Source organism: Anaerotruncus sp. 80, from assembly GCF_009936115.1.
GTDB lineage: Bacteria > Bacillota > Clostridia > Peptostreptococcales > Anaerovoracaceae > Senimuribacter > Senimuribacter intestinalis.
Genome location: NZ_QWES01000020.1, coordinates 57,667 through 73,744 on the forward strand (window position 1 = coordinate 57,667; position 16,078 = coordinate 73,744).

The 16,078-nt window shown below is 46.4% G+C and carries 19 protein-coding genes; 17 read left to right on the top strand and 2 right to left on the bottom strand.

Annotated features, from left to right (window positions below):
- Positions 1-12: 12 nt before the first annotated feature.
- The 14 genes from gltX (at position 13) to D1155_RS11200 (ending at position 12,343) form a co-directional block, all read left to right on the top strand.
- Positions 13-1,668 (top strand): glutamate--tRNA ligase, encoded by a 1,656-nt coding sequence (gene gltX / locus D1155_RS11135; protein ID WP_160202480.1) that lies wholly within the window; start codon positions 13-15, stop codon positions 1,666-1,668.
- 257 nt (positions 1,669-1,925) lie between these two features.
- A complete protein-coding gene (gene acpP / locus D1155_RS11140) occupies positions 1,926-2,156 on the top strand; it encodes an acyl carrier protein (RefSeq protein WP_160202481.1) in 231 nt (76 codons plus the stop codon).
- 2 nt (positions 2,157-2,158) lie between these two features.
- On the top strand, positions 2,159-2,599 hold the full coding sequence (locus tag D1155_RS11145; RefSeq protein WP_160202482.1) for a biotin/lipoyl-containing protein: 441 nt from the start codon (positions 2,159-2,161) through the stop codon (positions 2,597-2,599).
- Positions 2,593-3,981 carry an acetyl-CoA carboxylase biotin carboxylase subunit gene (accC, locus tag D1155_RS11150; protein ID WP_160202483.1) on the top strand — a complete coding sequence of 463 codons (1,389 nt, stop codon included), beginning with the start codon at positions 2,593-2,595 and terminating at the stop codon, positions 3,979-3,981. Before D1155_RS11145 ends, accC begins: the two co-directional genes overlap by 7 nt.
- Positions 3,968-4,807, top strand: a complete 840-nt coding sequence (accD, locus tag D1155_RS11155) for an acetyl-CoA carboxylase, carboxyltransferase subunit beta (protein ID WP_160202484.1) — start codon at positions 3,968-3,970, stop codon at positions 4,805-4,807. The genes accC and accD overlap by 14 nt, the downstream gene beginning before the upstream one ends.
- A complete protein-coding gene (locus tag D1155_RS11160; protein ID WP_160202485.1) occupies positions 4,804-5,622 on the top strand; it encodes an acetyl-CoA carboxylase carboxyltransferase subunit alpha in 819 nt (272 codons plus the stop codon). Before accD ends, D1155_RS11160 begins: the two co-directional genes overlap by 4 nt.
- On the top strand, positions 5,604-6,539 hold the full coding sequence (locus tag D1155_RS11165; RefSeq protein ID WP_160202486.1) for a beta-ketoacyl-ACP synthase 3: 936 nt from the start codon (positions 5,604-5,606) through the stop codon (positions 6,537-6,539). The genes D1155_RS11160 and D1155_RS11165 overlap by 19 nt, the downstream gene beginning before the upstream one ends.
- Positions 6,540-6,542: 3 nt before the next feature.
- The gene (locus tag D1155_RS11170) at positions 6,543-7,454 is read left to right on the top strand and encodes a nitronate monooxygenase (protein WP_160202487.1); all 912 of its coding nucleotides are present in this window, start codon (positions 6,543-6,545) and stop codon (positions 7,452-7,454) included.
- Positions 7,438-8,469 carry a nitronate monooxygenase gene (locus D1155_RS11175; protein ID WP_160202488.1) on the top strand — a complete coding sequence of 344 codons (1,032 nt, stop codon included), beginning with the start codon at positions 7,438-7,440 and terminating at the stop codon, positions 8,467-8,469. Before D1155_RS11170 ends, D1155_RS11175 begins: the two co-directional genes overlap by 17 nt.
- Positions 8,466-9,407, top strand: a complete 942-nt coding sequence (gene fabD, locus D1155_RS11180) for an ACP S-malonyltransferase (protein ID WP_160202489.1) — start codon at positions 8,466-8,468, stop codon at positions 9,405-9,407. Before D1155_RS11175 ends, fabD begins: the two co-directional genes overlap by 4 nt.
- 2 nt (positions 9,408-9,409) lie before the next feature.
- Positions 9,410-10,144, top strand: a complete 735-nt coding sequence (gene fabG / locus D1155_RS11185; RefSeq protein WP_160202490.1) for a 3-oxoacyl-[acyl-carrier-protein] reductase — start codon at positions 9,410-9,412, stop codon at positions 10,142-10,144.
- Positions 10,145-10,157: 13 nt separating this feature from the next.
- Complete coding sequence (gene fabF / locus D1155_RS11190; protein ID WP_160202491.1) at positions 10,158-11,393, top strand: beta-ketoacyl-ACP synthase II; 1,236 nt, start codon at positions 10,158-10,160, stop codon at positions 11,391-11,393.
- Positions 11,393-11,821 (top strand): 3-hydroxyacyl-ACP dehydratase FabZ, encoded by a 429-nt coding sequence (gene fabZ / locus D1155_RS11195; protein WP_160202492.1) that lies wholly within the window; start codon positions 11,393-11,395, stop codon positions 11,819-11,821. Before fabF ends, fabZ begins: the two co-directional genes overlap by 1 nt.
- 78 nt (positions 11,822-11,899) lie before the next feature.
- Positions 11,900-12,343 (top strand): MarR family transcriptional regulator, encoded by a 444-nt coding sequence (locus D1155_RS11200; RefSeq protein ID WP_160202493.1) that lies wholly within the window; start codon positions 11,900-11,902, stop codon positions 12,341-12,343.
- 118 nt (positions 12,344-12,461) lie between these two features.
- On the opposite strand, the gene D1155_RS11205 is transcribed toward D1155_RS11200, so the two are convergent.
- Positions 12,462-13,034, bottom strand: coding sequence for a TetR/AcrR family transcriptional regulator (locus D1155_RS11205; protein WP_160202494.1), 573 nt, complete (start codon positions 13,032-13,034; stop codon positions 12,462-12,464).
- A 179-nt stretch (positions 13,035-13,213) separates the two neighbouring features.
- On the opposite strand from D1155_RS11205, the gene D1155_RS11210 reads away from it, so the two are divergent.
- A complete protein-coding gene (locus tag D1155_RS11210; protein WP_160202495.1) occupies positions 13,214-14,515 on the top strand; it encodes an MATE family efflux transporter in 1,302 nt (433 codons plus the stop codon).
- Here D1155_RS11210 and D1155_RS11215 read toward each other — a convergent pair.
- The gene (locus tag D1155_RS11215) at positions 14,512-15,123 is read right to left on the bottom strand and encodes a TetR/AcrR family transcriptional regulator (RefSeq protein ID WP_160202496.1); all 612 of its coding nucleotides are present in this window, start codon (positions 15,121-15,123) and stop codon (positions 14,512-14,514) included. The two genes, D1155_RS11210 and D1155_RS11215, sit on opposite strands and share 4 nt — an antisense overlap.
- A gap of 141 nt (positions 15,124-15,264) precedes the next feature.
- Here D1155_RS11215 and D1155_RS11220 point away from each other — a divergent pair, with 141 nt between their 5' ends.
- A complete protein-coding gene (locus tag D1155_RS11220) occupies positions 15,265-15,567 on the top strand; it encodes a nucleotidyltransferase domain-containing protein (RefSeq protein WP_160202497.1) in 303 nt (100 codons plus the stop codon).
- On the top strand, positions 15,554-15,940 hold the full coding sequence (locus tag D1155_RS11225; RefSeq protein WP_160202498.1) for an HI0074 family nucleotidyltransferase substrate-binding subunit: 387 nt from the start codon (positions 15,554-15,556) through the stop codon (positions 15,938-15,940). Before D1155_RS11220 ends, D1155_RS11225 begins: the two co-directional genes overlap by 14 nt.
- Positions 15,941-16,078 lie beyond the last annotated feature (138 nt).

Here is a 16,078-nt window from a genome sequence, read left to right on the forward strand (position 1 = left end):
AGGATTTTTGTAGTGGATTATTATAAATTAGCGGATCTTTTGTTTCCGCATATTAAGAAAACAACAGAAGAAATAGAAGCCCAGTATCCGAAGAGAAATTTGCCGGAAGGTGCAAAAGTAACGAGATTGGGTCCTAGCCCGACGGGCTTTATTCATCTTGGAAATCTTTACGGCGCCTTTGTGGACGAGCGCCTTGCTCACCAGAGCGGCGGCGTGTTTTACCTGCGAATTGAGGATACCGATGATAAGCGTTATGTGGAAGGGGCGGTAGAGACTATTATCAATTCCCTGCGTTTCTTTGACATCAACTTTGACGAAGGTGCAGGTCTTGACGGTGAGAGCGGCGATTATGGCTGCTATACGCAGAGCCAGCGTGGGGAGATTTACCAGTGCTTTGCGAAGAAACTGGTGGCAGAGGGAAAGGCATATCCATGCTTCCTCACAGAAGAAGAAATCACAGAGATCAGGGCAGGGCAGGAAGCTTCTAAAGCCAATCCGGGAATTTACGGTATTTACGCAAAGAATAGAGAACTCTCCATGGAGGAAATCGAGGCGAATCTGGCTGCAGGAAAGTCCTATGTCATCAGACTGCGTTCCGGCGGAACCCCTGAAGCAACTGATGAGAATGTGAGAAAGATCAAAGTAGAGGATGCCATCAGAGGCACTCTTGAAATGCCGGAGAATTTCCAGGACGTAGTCATTTTAAAGGCGACTGGGATTCCGACCTATCATTTTGCACATGTTGTAGACGATCATCTGATGCGTACGACTCATGTGGTGCGCGGTGCAGAATGGCTGCCGTCGCTGCCGATTCATGTGGAACTCTTTGAAAAGCTGGGATGGGAGCCGCCTGTTTATTGCCATACGGCGCAGCTGATGAAATTAGATGAAGAGGGCAACAAGAGAAAGCTTTCCAAGAGAAAGGATCCTGAACTTTCGCTAGATTACTATAGAAATCAGGGTTATCACCCTGCAGCAGTTAGAGAATATCTGCTGACGATTCTCAACTCTAATTTTGAGGAATGGAGAATGGAACATCCGGAAGCAGACATCGATGAATTTGCATTTACCACAGAAAAGATGAGCAATTCCGGCGCACTCTTTGACTTGAATAAATTAAATGACATCAGCAAAGACGTGCTTCTTCGCATTCCTGCATGTGAACTGTATGAGTTTCTAAAAGACTGGGCGCAGGAGTTCAAACCGGAAATTTTGCATATCTTTGAAGATAGGGAGTATCTGGAAAGAATCCTGGATCTGGGAAGAAATGACAACAAGCCGAGAAAAGATCTGATCTATGCACAGCAAATCGTAGAATTTATCAGTTACTTTTTTGACGATATGTTCAAAATCGAAGATGAAATGCCAGCAGAGGTGCCGGCAGAGGATATTACGGCAATTCTGGCGGGATATCTGGAAAACTATAATCACGCGGATGATCAGAGTCAGTGGTTTGACAAGATTAGAACCATGGCAGCGGAAATGGGCTATGCTGCAAAACCGAAAGACTTTAAAAAACATCCGGAAGAGTATAAAGGGCACGTAGGGCATGTCAGTACGGTTATCCGAATCGCACTGATGGGAAGAGCGCAGTCTCCGGATGTCTGGGAAATTCAGCAGATCCTAGGAGAAGAGAGAACCAGAGCAAGAATTGCAAATTACAAATAAGCGATGCTTTGTGCAAGCTATGAGATGACGGCTTTGACGAAATAAAAACTTAATATGAATAGAATCAAAACTCCGTAATTCAGGGAAGAATTGCGGAGTTTTTCTATGGTTTTTGTAATTCCTGTGAAAATTTTTTTCGTCTATTGACAAATCCTTCCGGCAGTGCTATTCTAGTTAAAGAATTTTAATTAAAATATTTTAAATAAATTATTTTAATTAAAAAATTTGAATTAGAAAACGAGAAGGAGTACATAAAAATGAAATTTGAAGAAGTGAAAGAAATTATGGTTGATACGTTAGGATGTGACGAGGATAAGATTGCCCCGGAAGCAAGTCTGGCAGATGACTTGAATATCGATTCTCTGGATGCAGTGGAACTGGTGATGGCGATTGAAGAGAAGTACGGCATCAAGATTCCTGATGAGGAACTGGGCAATATGAAGCTGGTTAGTGACATCGTAGCAGCCATTGAAAAGTATCAGGCATAACCATGGAAGAAAGGGAAATTTACAATCTGATTGAGCGATTTGAAACTTCATCTCTGACAGTGCTGGAAGTAGAGGCTGACGGTTTTCATCTACGTATGGAAAAAAGCGGGCAGCCTCAGCAGCTGCAGCAGATTGACAAAGATCTGCGTGTGCCAGCGATGCAATCTTTGCAGCCAGCACAGAAGGAACCTCAGTCCTCAAACTTCATAGAAGTTAAATCGCCGATTGTCGGTATCTACTATGCTGCGCCAGAACCTGGGAAGCCTCCCTTTGTGACAGTAGGACAGCAGGTGAAACAGGGTCAGGTTCTCTGCGTGGTAGAAGCCATGAAAATGATGAACGAACTGAAGTCGCCAGTGGATGGCATCATCCGCAGCGCAGGGGGCGTCAATGGGGAATTGGTTGAATTTGATCAGGTTTTGTTTGAGGTTGAGCCATGCTAAAGAGAGTTTTGATTGCGAATCGGGGGGAAATTGCTGTAAGGATTATCAGAGAGTGTCTGGATTCTTCCATAGAGGCGGTATCTGTTTATTCTACAGCTGACAGTCAGGCTTTGCATCGAATCATTGCAACTAGAGCAGTGTGTATTGGAGGCCCTAGAGCTAGCGAAAGCTATCTGCACATAGCGAATTTGATCGAGGCGGCAAAAGCTACAGGCTGTGATGCTGTCCATCCCGGTTTTGGCTTTCTGTCAGAGAGCAGTGACTTTGCAAGAAGCTGTGAGGCAGCAGGTCTGAAATTTATCGGACCTTCCTCGCAGGTGATTGATGCGATGGGAAATAAAGCAGCCGCAAGACGTATGATGATAGAGGCGGGTGTTCCAGTGGTTCCGGGTTCAGATGGCGCCGTAACAAGTGAAAAAGAAGCTGTGGCAGAAGCAGAACGCATCGGCTATCCGGTTCTTCTCAAGGCTTCGGCAGGGGGAGGCGGTCGCGGCATGCGCAAAGCCTTCAATACGGAAGAAGTTCGTAAGGGATTTCAAACAGCTTCACAAGAAGCAGAAAGCTGCTTTGGAAACGGTGAAATGTACGTGGAAAAGCTCATAGAAAATCCAAGACATATTGAATTTCAGATCTTGGCAGACAGCCGTGGAAACGTAGTGCATCTGGGGGAACGAGATTGCTCCATTCAGCGGAGGAATCAGAAACTGTTAGAGGAAGCGCCTGCTTGGGGACTTTCGGAACAGCTTCGCTGCCAGATGGGTGAGGCAGCCGTTAAAGCAGCAAAAATCTGCGGCTATGAAAATGCAGGCACCGTGGAATTTATCGTAGATAAAGATGAGCATTTTTACTTTATCGAAATGAATACGAGAATCCAGGTAGAACATCCGGTGACGGAAATGGTGACCGGCGTCAATATAGTGAAAGAACAGCTGCGCATTGCCAGCGGTCTTCCGCTGAGCTTTGAGCAGAAGGATATTACCATGAGCGGTCATGCCATCGAGTGCAGAATTACTGCGGAGAAAGTTTTTGAAAATTTTGCGCCATGTCCAGGAAAGATAGACTTTATTCATTTTCCAGCAGGTGCAGGAATCAGAGTGGACAGCGCTTTATATAACGGCTGTGAGATCAGTCCGTACTATGATTCCATGGTGGCAAAGATTATCGCAAAGGGCGAAAGCCGTCTGGAAGCGGTGCGCCGCATGCGAAGGGCTTTGGAGGAAACTGTTATCAACGGAGTACAGACTACTTTGCCGGTACAGCACCTGCTGATGTATCAGCAGGATTTTCTGCGGGGCGGATATGATACCGGTTATATTGAGGCACATCTTAAGGAACTTCTCTCAATTTATGAGGCGGCAGGAGGCAGAAATGAATCCATTTAAACAGAAACGAGATTTACTGGCGGCGCTGCGTGAGATGAAAGATGGCGACAAAGTCATCTCATGCCCTGAATGCCAGGCGAAACATACAAAGGATGTACTGCTAGAAAATCTGTACGTTTGTCCTTGCTGCGGATATCACTTTCGTATTTCGGCCAAGTACAGACTGCGGACGGTACTGGATCCAAAATCTTTTCGGGAAATTTGTGGCAGTATGAAAGGAAAAAATCCACTGGACTTTCCGGGATATGAAGAAAAGCTTTTGAATCAGCAGCAAAAGACAGGAATGAAAGAAGCAGTTCTGACAGGCACTGGGAAGATTAGTGGTTATAAGGTAGTCGTGTGCGCCATGGACAGTCGCTTTATGATGGCAAGTATGGGAACTGCTGTAGGTGAGAAAATCACCAGAGCATGTGAATATGCTGCAAAGAATAGACTGCCGCTGATTATTTTTGCAGCCTCAGGAGGCGCCAGAATGCAGGAAGGAATTTTATCTCTTTTTCAGATGGCAAAGACTGCGGCGGCAGTGGCAAGACACGGCGAAGAAGGGAATTTGTTTATTTCTGTGCTGACCCATCCGACTACAGGCGGTGTGACCGCAAGTTTTGCAAGTCTTGGCGATGTTATTTTAGCTGAACCCGGTGCGCTGATTGGATTTGCAGGGCCAAGAGTTATTGAGCAGACCATCGGGCAGGAATTGCCGGAGGGGTTTCAGTCGGCGGAGTATCTTTTGGAACATGGATTTGTGGATCAAGTCGTGCCAAGAACAGATTTGCGGCAGACTCTGGCATTTTTGCTGCAGGTTCATGACAGGAGGGGAAAACGATGAACATAAAAAAGATATCTGCAGCGGAGCGGGTGAAACTGGCAAGAGCGCAGGATAGACCTACATGTCGGGATTATATCGAAGCGATTTTCGATGATTTTTTCCCTTTGGCGGGGGATAGAAACCATGGAGAAGACGCCAGCATCTTAGGCGGTCTTGCATTGTTTCGCAGTCGCCCTGTCACGGTGATTGGTCATCAGAAAGGCAGAGATTTACAGGAGAACATGGTGTACCGGTTTGGCATGCCGAATCCGGAAGGATATAGAAAAGCCATTCGCCTGATGAAACAGGCGGAAAAATTCAGAAGACCTGTTATCACCTTCATAGATACGCCGGGGGCTTATCCAGGTATCGAAGCAGAAGCAGGCGGTCAGGGAGAGGCGATTGCGCAGTCTATCGCAGTGATGTCTCGCCTTAAAGTCCCGACGGTTGCCATTTTTATCGGTGAAGGAGGAAGCGGCGGTGCCCTTGCCCTCAGTGTTGCAGACAGGATCGTAATGCTGGAAAACAGCATTTTCTCTATTCTGTCACCGGAAGGCTTTGCAAGCATTTTATGGAAAGATGCTAAACGCTGGGAAGAAGCAGCGGAAGTGATGAAACTGACTGCAGAAGATTTGCAAAGTCTGGGCATTTGTGACTGTGTGATTCCTGAAAAGGGGGATGTTTTCCTGCGCGTGGCAAGAGAAATCGAATCTTCTCTTGCAGCTCTTGAAAAAATCGGCGGAGAAAATCTGATAAAAGAACGATATAAGCAGATTAGAAGGATAGGGAAACCTACGAAGAAGGCGGAGGATCTATTATGGCAGGAATTAAAATAATCGGACTGGGGCGTGCAGCTGGCGATCTTACGGTTACTAACGAAACCTTAGCAGAGACAGTAGACACCAGCGATGACTGGATCAGGGAAAAGTCTGGCATACGCAGTCGGTATTTTGCCGTAAAAAAGACCAATACAGACATGGCTTTTGAGGCTGCACAGATGGCGCTCCATCATGCGGGGATTCCGAAAGAAAAAATCGCCATATGTATTGTCTGCACCTTTACACCCGACGATCATACGCCGGCGACAGCCTGCGATGTCTGCGGAAGACTGGGACTTTCTCAAGAAGTTTTCGCCTTGGATATAAATGGGGCTTGTGCTGGTTTTATCTATGGATGCCATTTGGCAAACGGGCTGCTTGCAAATCAGAAAGACAGGTATGCCTTGATTATCGGCAGTGAAAAGATTTCTTCCTTTATGGATATGGAGGATAGGGCAACTTGTGTGCTGTTTGGTGACGGAGCCGGTGCTGCTGTGATGAAATGGCATGAAGACGCAGGCTTTGCATTCTATGGCGGCTGTGAACCTAATAGGCAGGTGCTTCACTGCCTCCGGGGCAGCTTTATTGAAATGGGCGGTCAGGAGGTATACCGTTTTGCGGTAAGCAAAGTACCGGTGTGTATCGGCGAAGTGCTGAAGAAAATCGATTTAAGTAAGGATGATATTGATTACTTCGTCTGTCATCAGGCAAATGAACGTATCATTGACGCTGCTGCAAGGCGTATCGGCGGCGAGAAGAAAAAATTCTTTAAGAATTTGTACCACTATGGAAATACTTCGGCTGCCAGCATTCCTATTGCGCTGTGTGAAATGGCAGAGCAGGGGCTTCTAAAAAATGACACCACTCTTCTTTGTACTGGCTTTGGCGCGGGGCTTTCCTACGGCGGCATGTATATCACAAGTGAGGTAAAATAATCTATGAAAATTAATGAACTCTTAAATATAGAATTTCCAATCTTTCAGGGCGGCATGGCTAATATTGCAAGCGGCGGATTTGCAGCTGCGGTCTCTAATGCCGGCGCGCTTGGGATTATCGGTGCCGGCGGCATGACGGCTGAAAATCTTAGAGAGCAGATTAGAATTTGCAAAAAAATGACTGACAGACCTTTTGGTGTCAACATCATGCTGATGAATCCGGAGGCGGATAAAATGGCGAAAATTGTCACTGAAGAATGTATTTCTGTGGTGACGACGGGAGCGGGGAACCCTGGAAAATATGTGGAAGAATGGAAAACTTCCGGAATTAAAGTTTTTCCTGTTGTATCATCGGTTGCGCTGGCAAAGAGGTTGGCATCTATCGGTGTTTCCGGCGTCATTGCAGAGGGATGCGAGAGCGGTGGTCACATTGGAGAACTGACCACTATGGCGCTGGTGCCGCAGGTTTGTGACAATGTGGATGTGCCGGTCATTGCAGCAGGCGGCATTGCAGGCGGCAGGCAGATGGCAGCAGCATTTACTCTGGGAGCCTGTGGCGTGCAGGTCGGCACATGTCTTCTGGCAAGCTGCGAGTGTCCCATTCATCAGAACTATAAAGAAGCCATTGTCAAGGCTGGCGATAATGCAACTATCGTTACTGGACGCAGTGCCGGTGCGCCGGTGCGCTGTCTGAAAAATCCTATGACTAGAGCGTATCTGAAGATGGAACAGAGCGGTGCAGACAAGATGGAACTGGAGAAGTTTACACTGGGATCCCTGCGTAAAGCAGTGCTGGAGGGCGATGTAAAAAACGGTTCATTGATGGCAGGTCAGGTCAGCGGTATGGTAAAAGAGATCCGTCCGCTGCGTCAAATTTTTGAAGAAATGGTAAAAGAATATGAAGATATTAGATAGATTGGCAGTACCGATCATTCAAGGCGGTATGGGCGTTGGTATCTCCATGGGAGGACTTGCTGGAGCGGTTGCAGCCTGTGGAGGCATGGGCGTCATTTCCACCGTGAATATTGGCTTTCGTGAAGCTGATTTCTGGAAAAATCCGGAAAAAGCTAACAGAAGGGCGCTGCAGGCGGAGATAGCAAAAGCTCGGCAGATTGCAAAAGGAAAAGGTATCATCGCAGTCAATGCTATGGTAGCAACTACTGGATTTGCAGACCTAGTAAAGACTGCATGTAAAAGCGGAATTGATGCGGTAATCAGCGGAGCGGGGCTTCCTTTGTCCCTTCCCGAACTGACAAAGGGATTTGATGTGATGATTGCACCTATCGTTTCCGGCGGTCGTGCAGCGAAAACGATTCTGTCTATGTGGCAAAAGCGGCATAATCGCAAAGCAGATTTTATTGTGGTAGAGGGAAGCAGAGCGGGAGGTCATCTGGGATTTACCAGAGAGGAAGCAGCTGGCAGTGCAAAACCGCTGCCGCAGCTGATTTGTGAAGTGATCTGCGAAGCTGGAGATATTCCGGTCTTTGCAGCTGGCAGCGTCTTTGACCGTACCGATATGCAGGAAGTGAAGTCGCAGGGTGCATCAGGGGTGCAGATCGCTACCCGTTTTATCGCAACCGAAGAATGCGATGCCAGCAGAGACTTTAAAGATGTAATTGTACGTGCAAATGCAGAAGATGTGATGATTCTGCAAAGTCCTGTAGGCATGCCGGGGAGAGGCCTTAAAACACCGCTGATGAAGCGAGTTGCAGCAGGAGAGCGGTTTGCGCCAAAGCAGTGCATCAGATGTATTCACAGTTGTGATCCGGCAAAAACGCCTTATTGCATTAATCAGGCTTTGATAAAAGGTTACTATGGAAATTATGAAGAAGGGCTGTTTTTCTGTGGCGACAATGTAGGCAGAATCAATGAGATGACTACGGTAAAAGCGCTGATGGAAGAGTTGGCAGCGGAATGGAGTCAGATATGAAGTTAGGAATTTTATTTGCAGGTCAGGGAAGTCAATCTGTAGGCATGGGCAAAGATTTTTATGAGGAGTCGGAGAAATTTCACGAGATTTTCGATATTCTGCCAAAAGAGCAAAGGAAAATTGCTTTTGAAGGACCTTTGGCGCAGCTTTCCGATACGAGAAATACCCAGCCTGTCATGGTTGCTTTTGCTGCGGGCGTGCTGGCAGAACTACTGCCTGCGCTGGAGGAGATCGGCATAAAACCGGTTATGGCGGCAGGGCTTTCGCTAGGCGAATACTCGGCACTGCACAGCGCAGGCGTCTTTGACGCGAGGACGGCTGTTGCCCTTGTGTCAAAGCGGGCGAATGCCATGGCGAAGGCGGCAGAAGGTGTGGACTGTGCCATGAAAGCGGTGTTGGGTCTTGACAGAGAGCTTCTTGAACAGTGCTGCGAGAAGGCCTCGGTCAAAGGCAGCGTGCAGATTGCCAATTATAACTGTCCTGGACAGATTGTCATTGCAGGAGAGAAGGAGGCTGTTGAAGCGGCTGCGGAGCTGGCAGCAGCAGAGGGCGCCAAAAGATGTGTGGCGCTTCCCGTCAGCGGACCTTTTCATACTGCATTTATGGAACCGGCAGAGCTTGTACTCAAAGAAATTTTTGCAGAAACAGCCTTTGGAGAAATGCAGTTTCCTGTACTTTTTAATGCAGTTGGACGGGAGAAAAGACCCAGTGAGACCATCGGCGAGCTGCTGGTGAAACAGGTTTCTCACAGCGTATATTTTGAAGATTCTATTAAAGCCATGGCAAAAGCTGGCGTAGACACGATTCTGGAAATCGGACCTGGCAAAGCACTGTCCGGCTTTGTAAAGAAGACGGATCGGGGAATCAGGACCATGAATATTGAAACTTTTGAGGATCTGCAGAAAGTGATTACAGAATTGAAGGGAGGCGCAGCATAATCATGAAAGATAGAACAGCCATTGTAACCGGCGGGAGCCGTGGCATTGGAAGAGCCATTTGTGTAGAATTTGCAAAGAGGGGTGCAAACCTGCTTATCAATTATGCCGGAAACAGCAGCGCAGCCGAGGAAACTGCCGAACTGTGCAGAAATTTTGGCGTGCAGGCAGATCTTGTTCAGGGAGATGTTGCAGAATGGGCAGCTTGTGAGAGAATCGCACAAACTGCCATAAAGACCTTTGGAAGCGTGGATATTTTAGTGAATAACGCTGGGATTACCAGAGACAATCTGCTCATGCGCATGAGCGAGGAAGACTTTGACGCAGTGATCAGAACCAATCTTAGAGGCAGCTTTCTGATGATGAAAGCGGTGAGCCGCCAGATGATGAAACAGCGTTATGGGCGCATTGTGAATCTGTCCAGTGTAGTAGGGCTTTTAGGCAATGCCGGTCAGGTCAACTATGCGGCAAGTAAAGGCGGCGTTGTCTCTATGACAAAATCTTTTGCCAAGGAAGTGGCGAGCAGGAATATTACCGTGAATGCTATCGCGCCGGGATTTATTGAAACAGATATGACGAAGGCCATGACGGAGGCAGCGATTGCATCGGCAGCCGCTGCAATTCCGGCAGGGCGTATGGGAAAACCGCAAGATGTGGCGCAGGCAGCAGTCTTTTTCGCATCAGAACAGGCTGCTTATGTGACCGGACAAGTGCTGGCAGTAGATGGCGGCATGTATTAATAAAGGAGAGACCATGAAGAGAAGAGTTGTAATCACTGGAATGGGAGCCGTATCTCCCATCGGAAATACAGTAGAGGAAATGTGGGCAAATGCTAGAAAAGGCACATGTGGCATAGACTTTATCAAAGGCTTTGATACCGAAAATCACAAGGTAAAGGTAGCAGGGGAATTAAAGGGGTTTGATATTACCGATCACATGGATAAGATGGCAGCAAGACGCACTGCAAGGTTTACGCAGTTGGCGCTGGTTGCTGCAAGGGCAGCCATGAAGCAGGCAGGATTGGATATGAAGCTGGAAGATCCATCTCGCTGCGGGGTCAATATCTCCAGCGGTATCGGGGGTCTTCCTACTATTGAAGAGGAGCACTACAAAGGGATGAAGCGGGGCTTCGACAAGGTATCGCCTCTCTTTGTGCCTATGGCAATCACTAATATGGCGGCAGGAATGGTCGCCATCGAACATGGATTTACAGGAAGCTGTACTTGCGTTGTAACAGCTTGTGCGTCTGCAACTAATGCGATTGGAGAGGCATTCAGGCAGATTCGAGACGGATATGCTGAAGTTTTCCTGACTGGAGGCAGTGAAAGTTGTATTAGCGAACTGGGAATCGGCGGCTTTACTTCGATGAAAGCGCTGTCTGAATCCTGTGATCCGAAGCGCGCTTCCATTCCTTTTGATAAAGAAAGAGATGGTTTTGTTATGGGAGAGGGTGCTGGCGTTCTTCTTTTGGAAGAGTATGAGCATGCAGTAGCAAGGGGCGCAGAAATTCTCTGCGAGATTGCAGGTTATGGCGTAAGCTGTGACGCCCATCATATGACAGCACCTTTGGAAGACGGCAGCGGCGCTGCAGCTTGCATGAAAGCAGCTATGGCAGATGGAGGTATTACGCCGGAGCAGGTAGTATATATTAATGCCCATGGCACATCAACACCGATGAACGACAAATGTGAGACTCTTGCGGTAAAATCTGCCTTTGGTGATGCAGCGTACAAGGTAAAGATGTCCTCTACGAAATCCATGACAGGTCACCTGCTGGGTGCATCTGGTGCAGTGGAAGCGATTTTGACAGTATCGGCACTTCGAGATCAATTTGCACCGCCGACTGTCGGCTATCAGGTGGCTGATGAAGCATGTGATCTGGACATCGTGGCAAATATTGGAAATGATATGGCGGGTGACTATGCTATGTCCAACTCTTTGGGTTTTGGCGGACACAATGGATCAATTCTGTTTCGGAGGATAAAATAATGGAACTGGACATCAGACAAATTCAGGAAATACTACCACACAGATATCCATTTTTGCTCATCGATCGGGTCACCGACATGGAGCAGGGAAAATGGGCTGAAGCAGTGAAATGTGTGACTGTAAACGAGCCGTTTTTTCAGGGGCATTTTCCGGGAAGACCGATCATGCCAGGGGTTTTGATTATGGAAGCACTGGCGCAGACCGGCGCAGTGGCAATTTTGTCAGAAGCGGAAAATCGAGGAAAACTGGTAGTATTTGGAGGTATTAAGAATTGTCGGTTCAAAAGACAGGTGGTTCCGGGAGATGTGCTTACACTTTACTGTGAGTTGACCGAACGGCGAGGACCCATCGGTTATGGCAAGGCCGTTGCAAAAGTAGATGGAGAAATCGCAGCGCAGGGCGAGTTGTCCTTTGTGATTACGCAGTAAAGCAAGGAGATAAACATTGCATTTATGCAAAGAATTTGTTAAAATATCAGCATAGCCATAAGAAGGAATGAATGCGAGATGCTTGAGAAAAATTTTTCTGATATCTATACAAAATTTAAGATGAGCCTCTATTCCAAGGTGTTCAATCAGGACATTAAGGTGGAGGATGCGCTTTCTGCCATGGAGGTGCTGTGTGTGGAACTGATTTACGCCATGGGAAGACCGACCATCAACGAGTTTGCGTCTTTTGCCCAGCTGTCGCCACCCAATGCCGCTTACAAAGTAGGCAGTCTGGTGAAAAAGGGCTATGTCAACAAAGTGAGAAGTGAGCAGGATAAGCGGGAGTACTATCTGGAAGTCACCGACAAGTATATGCAGACCTACGGTGTGACATATGATTATATCGGTACGGTGATGAAACGCATTCGGCAGCGTTTTTCACCGGAGCAGGTTGCGGAACTGGAGGATATTCTGGGAATCATTGATGATGAACTGATGCCGGAAGTGAAGATACAGGAATAATATTGAGATATTTTAGAGTGGGCGGTCTTAAATCCGCCCATTTTTCTTTCCAAAATCCACTGAAGGGGCGGACTGCACGAAAGAGAGAACAGAAATGGTGGCTATGATTGTTAAATTGTCAGAACCTTGCAGGCAGTACAGCCAGAAACCAGAAGGCTATTTCTTCTGGCGTTTGTACAAGACCTTGGCGAAGCCACCACTGTACCATACCGATAAAACTGCAGGAAAGATGATGAATCAGCAAACCTTGCGGCATTTGCCGCAGGGTTTCTTTCTTTGTTTCAAGCTCCGGGAGCAGTGTTTCCTCGAAAAAACGGTACAGATATTCTCTGAAATAGCGGAGAAATAACTCGCCGCTTTCGCAGGAGAGAATACCCATGATATTGCGCTTGTCGTCGCGCAGATGGTATAGGAGATGGGTGACAAGTTCTGCGGCGCTGCCTGAAGATGCGGAAAAGTCATGGGTTTTCTCAGATGCCAGGTGGTCAGAAAATACGTGAGAAAACAAATCTGTGCAAAGCTCTTTTAGGAGATGGTCTTTGGTCTCAAAGTGCGCGTAAAAGGTGCTGCGACCTACATTGGCTTTGTCAATAATTTCCTGTACTGTGATCTGATGAAATTGTTTTTCTGTTAGAAGTTGTGCCAGAGCATCGAAAATAGCGGCTCTGGTTTTTTGTTGTCTTCTGTCCATGGCTAGGATTTCCTCTCTAAAACTTGTGCTACCGTACAATTTCAGGCAACTGTTCGATACGGTACAACTTGGCAGGTTTGATGCTTGCGTTTGGCTTAGGCAAGAATATAATGAAATTATAAAACAAATTGTTCTGTAACTTACAAAAAATATGTTAACAGAAGGAGGCAGGCTTGTCAATGAAACGCAGTATTTTTTATCTGGCACTTCCTATTATCCTTGAAAATATCCTACAGACGCTTCTCGGTACGGTAGATGCTTTTTTTGCGGGAAAGCTGGCGGATGCTGCCATTGCGGGTATCAGTGTGACAAACTTGATTATGAATATTTTTATTTCTTTTTTTACGGTGGTCAGTATCGGCAGCACAGCGGTGATTGCGCGGCGCTACGGGGAAAAGGAATTTGAGAAAGTGGCTTCTGCCATCGTGCATGCTCTTTGTACAGGGCTGGTTTTGGGCATTAGTACAGGCGGTGTTTGTCTTGTTTTTGGTAAAGAGATTCTAACACTTACCGGCGCAGAGGGGGTAGTGCTGGATTGCGCAATGCCGTATTTTCTCATTGTGGCTGTGCCAGGCGTGCTTCTTTGTCTGCAATTGATTTTGTCCAGCTGTCTGCGTGCGATGGAGGATACGAAAACGCCCATGTATGTAACTGGCGCATCTAATCTTATCAATATTTTGTTAGATGTTCTGTTTATCAAGGCAGGTCTGGGAATCTTTGGACTGGGACTTGCGACTACGATAGCAAGGGGCGCAGGGATGATTATACTTTTTCTGTGCCTGTGGAAAAAGAAACAGTACAGGCTTTGGCAGTATCCTTTGAAGCTGTGTTGCAGGGAATTTGGTGTTTTACTGAAAATCGGTGTTCCGGCGGGGCTGGAGAAGCTTATCATGCGCGTAGGGCAGCTGGTTTACAATGGTATGATTCTGTCTATTGGAACGGCTTCTTATGTGGCGCACAATATAGCGGGCACGATTGAAAGTTACGCGTATATTCCTGCGATGGGATTTGGTCTTGCTATCTGCACGATTACAGGTGTTTCTTTGGGGGAAAAGAATATCGACAGGGCAAAGGAACAGGTCAGAGTAACGTACTGGATGTCCGCATGCACTATGGTGGTTATAGGCGCAATGTTCTACTTGTTTGCGCCGCAGCTGGCTTTGCTTTTTACGAAAACACAGGCAGTACAGGAGATGGTAACAGATGTGCTTAGAATTATCGCATGGTTTCAGCCTTTTGCGGCTTTAGTTCAGGTGCTGACCGGCGCATTGCAGGGGGCAGGAGATACAAAATTCCCTATGTATGCTACCTTTCTTGGCATCTGGATACTGCGCATCGGTCTTGGCTATGTGCTGGCAGTGTCTTTTGACATGGGTCTTTCCGGCGTATGGCTTGCATATGCGGCGGATTTGGTGGTGCGAGGCCTGCTGCTGTTTATAAGATTTCGCTGCGGCAAATGGCAGGAGATTGAGCTGCACTAGCGAAGCTTGTCTTTCATGCCATTGTGATAGATGCCGAAGAAAAACATCTCTGCCATTTTCTTGAAAACTTCGTTTTCGGCTTCTTCATCCAGTCCTTTATCTAGTCGATACTGATATGCAATGTATTCCAGGGAGGTGTACAGATAGGCGATTATGTCATCGTCAAAGGATTCCCGCAGGCGTCCTTTTGCACGGTCACTTCGTATGTAGGTGTACAGCAAATTCAGATACTTATCATGCTTTCTGCTCTTAAATACTAAATCGTGAAAGAGAGAAGGGGTAGTATCTATAATATCAAGAAGTAGCAGTCCGATAGGGGTGAAACTGTCTTTCATACTGGTTTGTTCTTTTGAATAGCCATAGAAAGTGTCTGAATCCGGGCAAGAAACCGGTCTCTTCCTGTGCTGTTCAAACAGATACATGAATAAATCGTTCTTGTCGTAGAAATACTTGTAAATGCTGCCGATGGCGATGTCTGCCCTTTCTGCAATACGGTTGACACTGCTTTTTTTGTAGTTGTCCTTATATTCGATGAATTCTTCTGCTGCGGCATCTAAAATCTTCTGCTGTTTTTCCGCAGGCAGCTTGAAAAAAAGTTTTTTTGGCATGGTGTGCTCCTTCACTTTATAAGTTTTTCATGTTTTTGTTTTATCATATTTTGAATATGGGTGCAAGGAGAAAAAGTCTGAATTGGGTTGTCTTTCATAGGAAATCAGTATAAAATAAAGAAAAGCTATTTGAGGTGAAAGATGAAACTTTGGGAAAACACTGGAATCAAAGCGTGTGTTGTAGAGGAGATACGGACACTCGCACAGAAGCATCATATAGAAAAAGTCGTTTTATTTGGATCTCGTGCAAGAGGTGACTTTCAGAGGACCAGCGATATTGATCTTGCTTCCCGTGGCGGAGATTTTGTTAGATTTTCTTTAGATGTAGATGAGGAAACATCCACGCTGCTACAGTACGACATTGTAAATTTAGATGGTGCAGTTTCAGATGCACTTCGTAGTTCTATCGAAAAGGAGGGTAGAATCATATATGAAAAAATATGAGAATTTTTGCAAGTCAGTGCAGAATCTTAAGGACATTTATCGCTATGAACCGCCTTATGATAGTGTGGTGACAGCTGGACTGACAGGTCTTTTCGAAATTACTTTTGAGCTAGCATGGAAAGCGATGAAAGAAATCCTAACAAATCAGGGCATTGATGCAAGCCGCAGTGGCTCACCGAAGCAGATTATCAAGCTTGCATATAAGGCAGGACTGATTTTCGATGAAGAGATATGGCTCAGTGCTCTATCTGCAAGGAACAACGTGTCCCATGCGTACAATGAGAGTATTGCCCTTGATATCATTGACAAAACAAAGTCTGTATACTACAAAATGTTTCTGGGGCTGCAAGAAGAAATGCAAAACTGGATATAGAAAAACTTGGATCCGGTATGGAAGGAAACCTCTTTCGTACCGGTATTTTTATAGAAAATATCTGAAAATGGAAAAAAACAGTGTCAACCGTAATTGAAAAAGTCCAAAAATAAGTGCAATATTAGCACCAAAAAGCAA

What these genes read in the sequence shown, in the direction of transcription:
- D1155_RS11165 (WP_160202486.1), top strand. Translation starts at nt 5,604, where the DNA reads ATGGCAGGAATTAAAATAATCGGACTGGGGCGTGCAGCTGGCGATCTT.
- D1155_RS11205 (WP_160202494.1), bottom strand. Translation starts at nt 13,034, where the DNA reads ATGGACAGAAGACAACAAAAAACCAGAGCCGCTATTTTCGATGCTCTG.
- fabD (WP_160202489.1), top strand. Translation starts at nt 8,466, where the DNA reads ATGAAGTTAGGAATTTTATTTGCAGGTCAGGGAAGTCAATCTGTAGGC.
- accD (WP_160202484.1), top strand. Translation starts at nt 3,968, where the DNA reads ATGAATCCATTTAAACAGAAACGAGATTTACTGGCGGCGCTGCGTGAG.
- fabG (WP_160202490.1), top strand. Translation starts at nt 9,410, where the DNA reads ATGAAAGATAGAACAGCCATTGTAACCGGCGGGAGCCGTGGCATTGGA.
- D1155_RS11215 (WP_160202496.1), bottom strand. Translation starts at nt 15,123, where the DNA reads ATGCCAAAAAAACTTTTTTTCAAGCTGCCTGCGGAAAAACAGCAGAAG.
- fabF (WP_160202491.1), top strand. Translation starts at nt 10,158, where the DNA reads ATGAAGAGAAGAGTTGTAATCACTGGAATGGGAGCCGTATCTCCCATC.
- D1155_RS11200 (WP_160202493.1), top strand. Translation starts at nt 11,900, where the DNA reads ATGCTTGAGAAAAATTTTTCTGATATCTATACAAAATTTAAGATGAGC.
- D1155_RS11220 (WP_160202497.1), top strand. Translation starts at nt 15,265, where the DNA reads ATGAAACTTTGGGAAAACACTGGAATCAAAGCGTGTGTTGTAGAGGAG.
- D1155_RS11175 (WP_160202488.1), top strand. Translation starts at nt 7,438, where the DNA reads ATGAAGATATTAGATAGATTGGCAGTACCGATCATTCAAGGCGGTATG.
- accC (WP_160202483.1), top strand. Translation starts at nt 2,593, where the DNA reads ATGCTAAAGAGAGTTTTGATTGCGAATCGGGGGGAAATTGCTGTAAGG.
- D1155_RS11160 (WP_160202485.1), top strand. Translation starts at nt 4,804, where the DNA reads ATGAACATAAAAAAGATATCTGCAGCGGAGCGGGTGAAACTGGCAAGA.
- D1155_RS11210 (WP_160202495.1), top strand. Translation starts at nt 13,214, where the DNA reads ATGAAACGCAGTATTTTTTATCTGGCACTTCCTATTATCCTTGAAAAT.
- D1155_RS11145 (WP_160202482.1), top strand. Translation starts at nt 2,159, where the DNA reads ATGGAAGAAAGGGAAATTTACAATCTGATTGAGCGATTTGAAACTTCA.
- acpP (WP_160202481.1), top strand. Translation starts at nt 1,926, where the DNA reads ATGAAATTTGAAGAAGTGAAAGAAATTATGGTTGATACGTTAGGATGT.
- fabZ (WP_160202492.1), top strand. Translation starts at nt 11,393, where the DNA reads ATGGAACTGGACATCAGACAAATTCAGGAAATACTACCACACAGATAT.
- D1155_RS11170 (WP_160202487.1), top strand. Translation starts at nt 6,543, where the DNA reads ATGAAAATTAATGAACTCTTAAATATAGAATTTCCAATCTTTCAGGGC.
- D1155_RS11225 (WP_160202498.1), top strand. Translation starts at nt 15,554, where the DNA reads ATGAAAAAATATGAGAATTTTTGCAAGTCAGTGCAGAATCTTAAGGAC.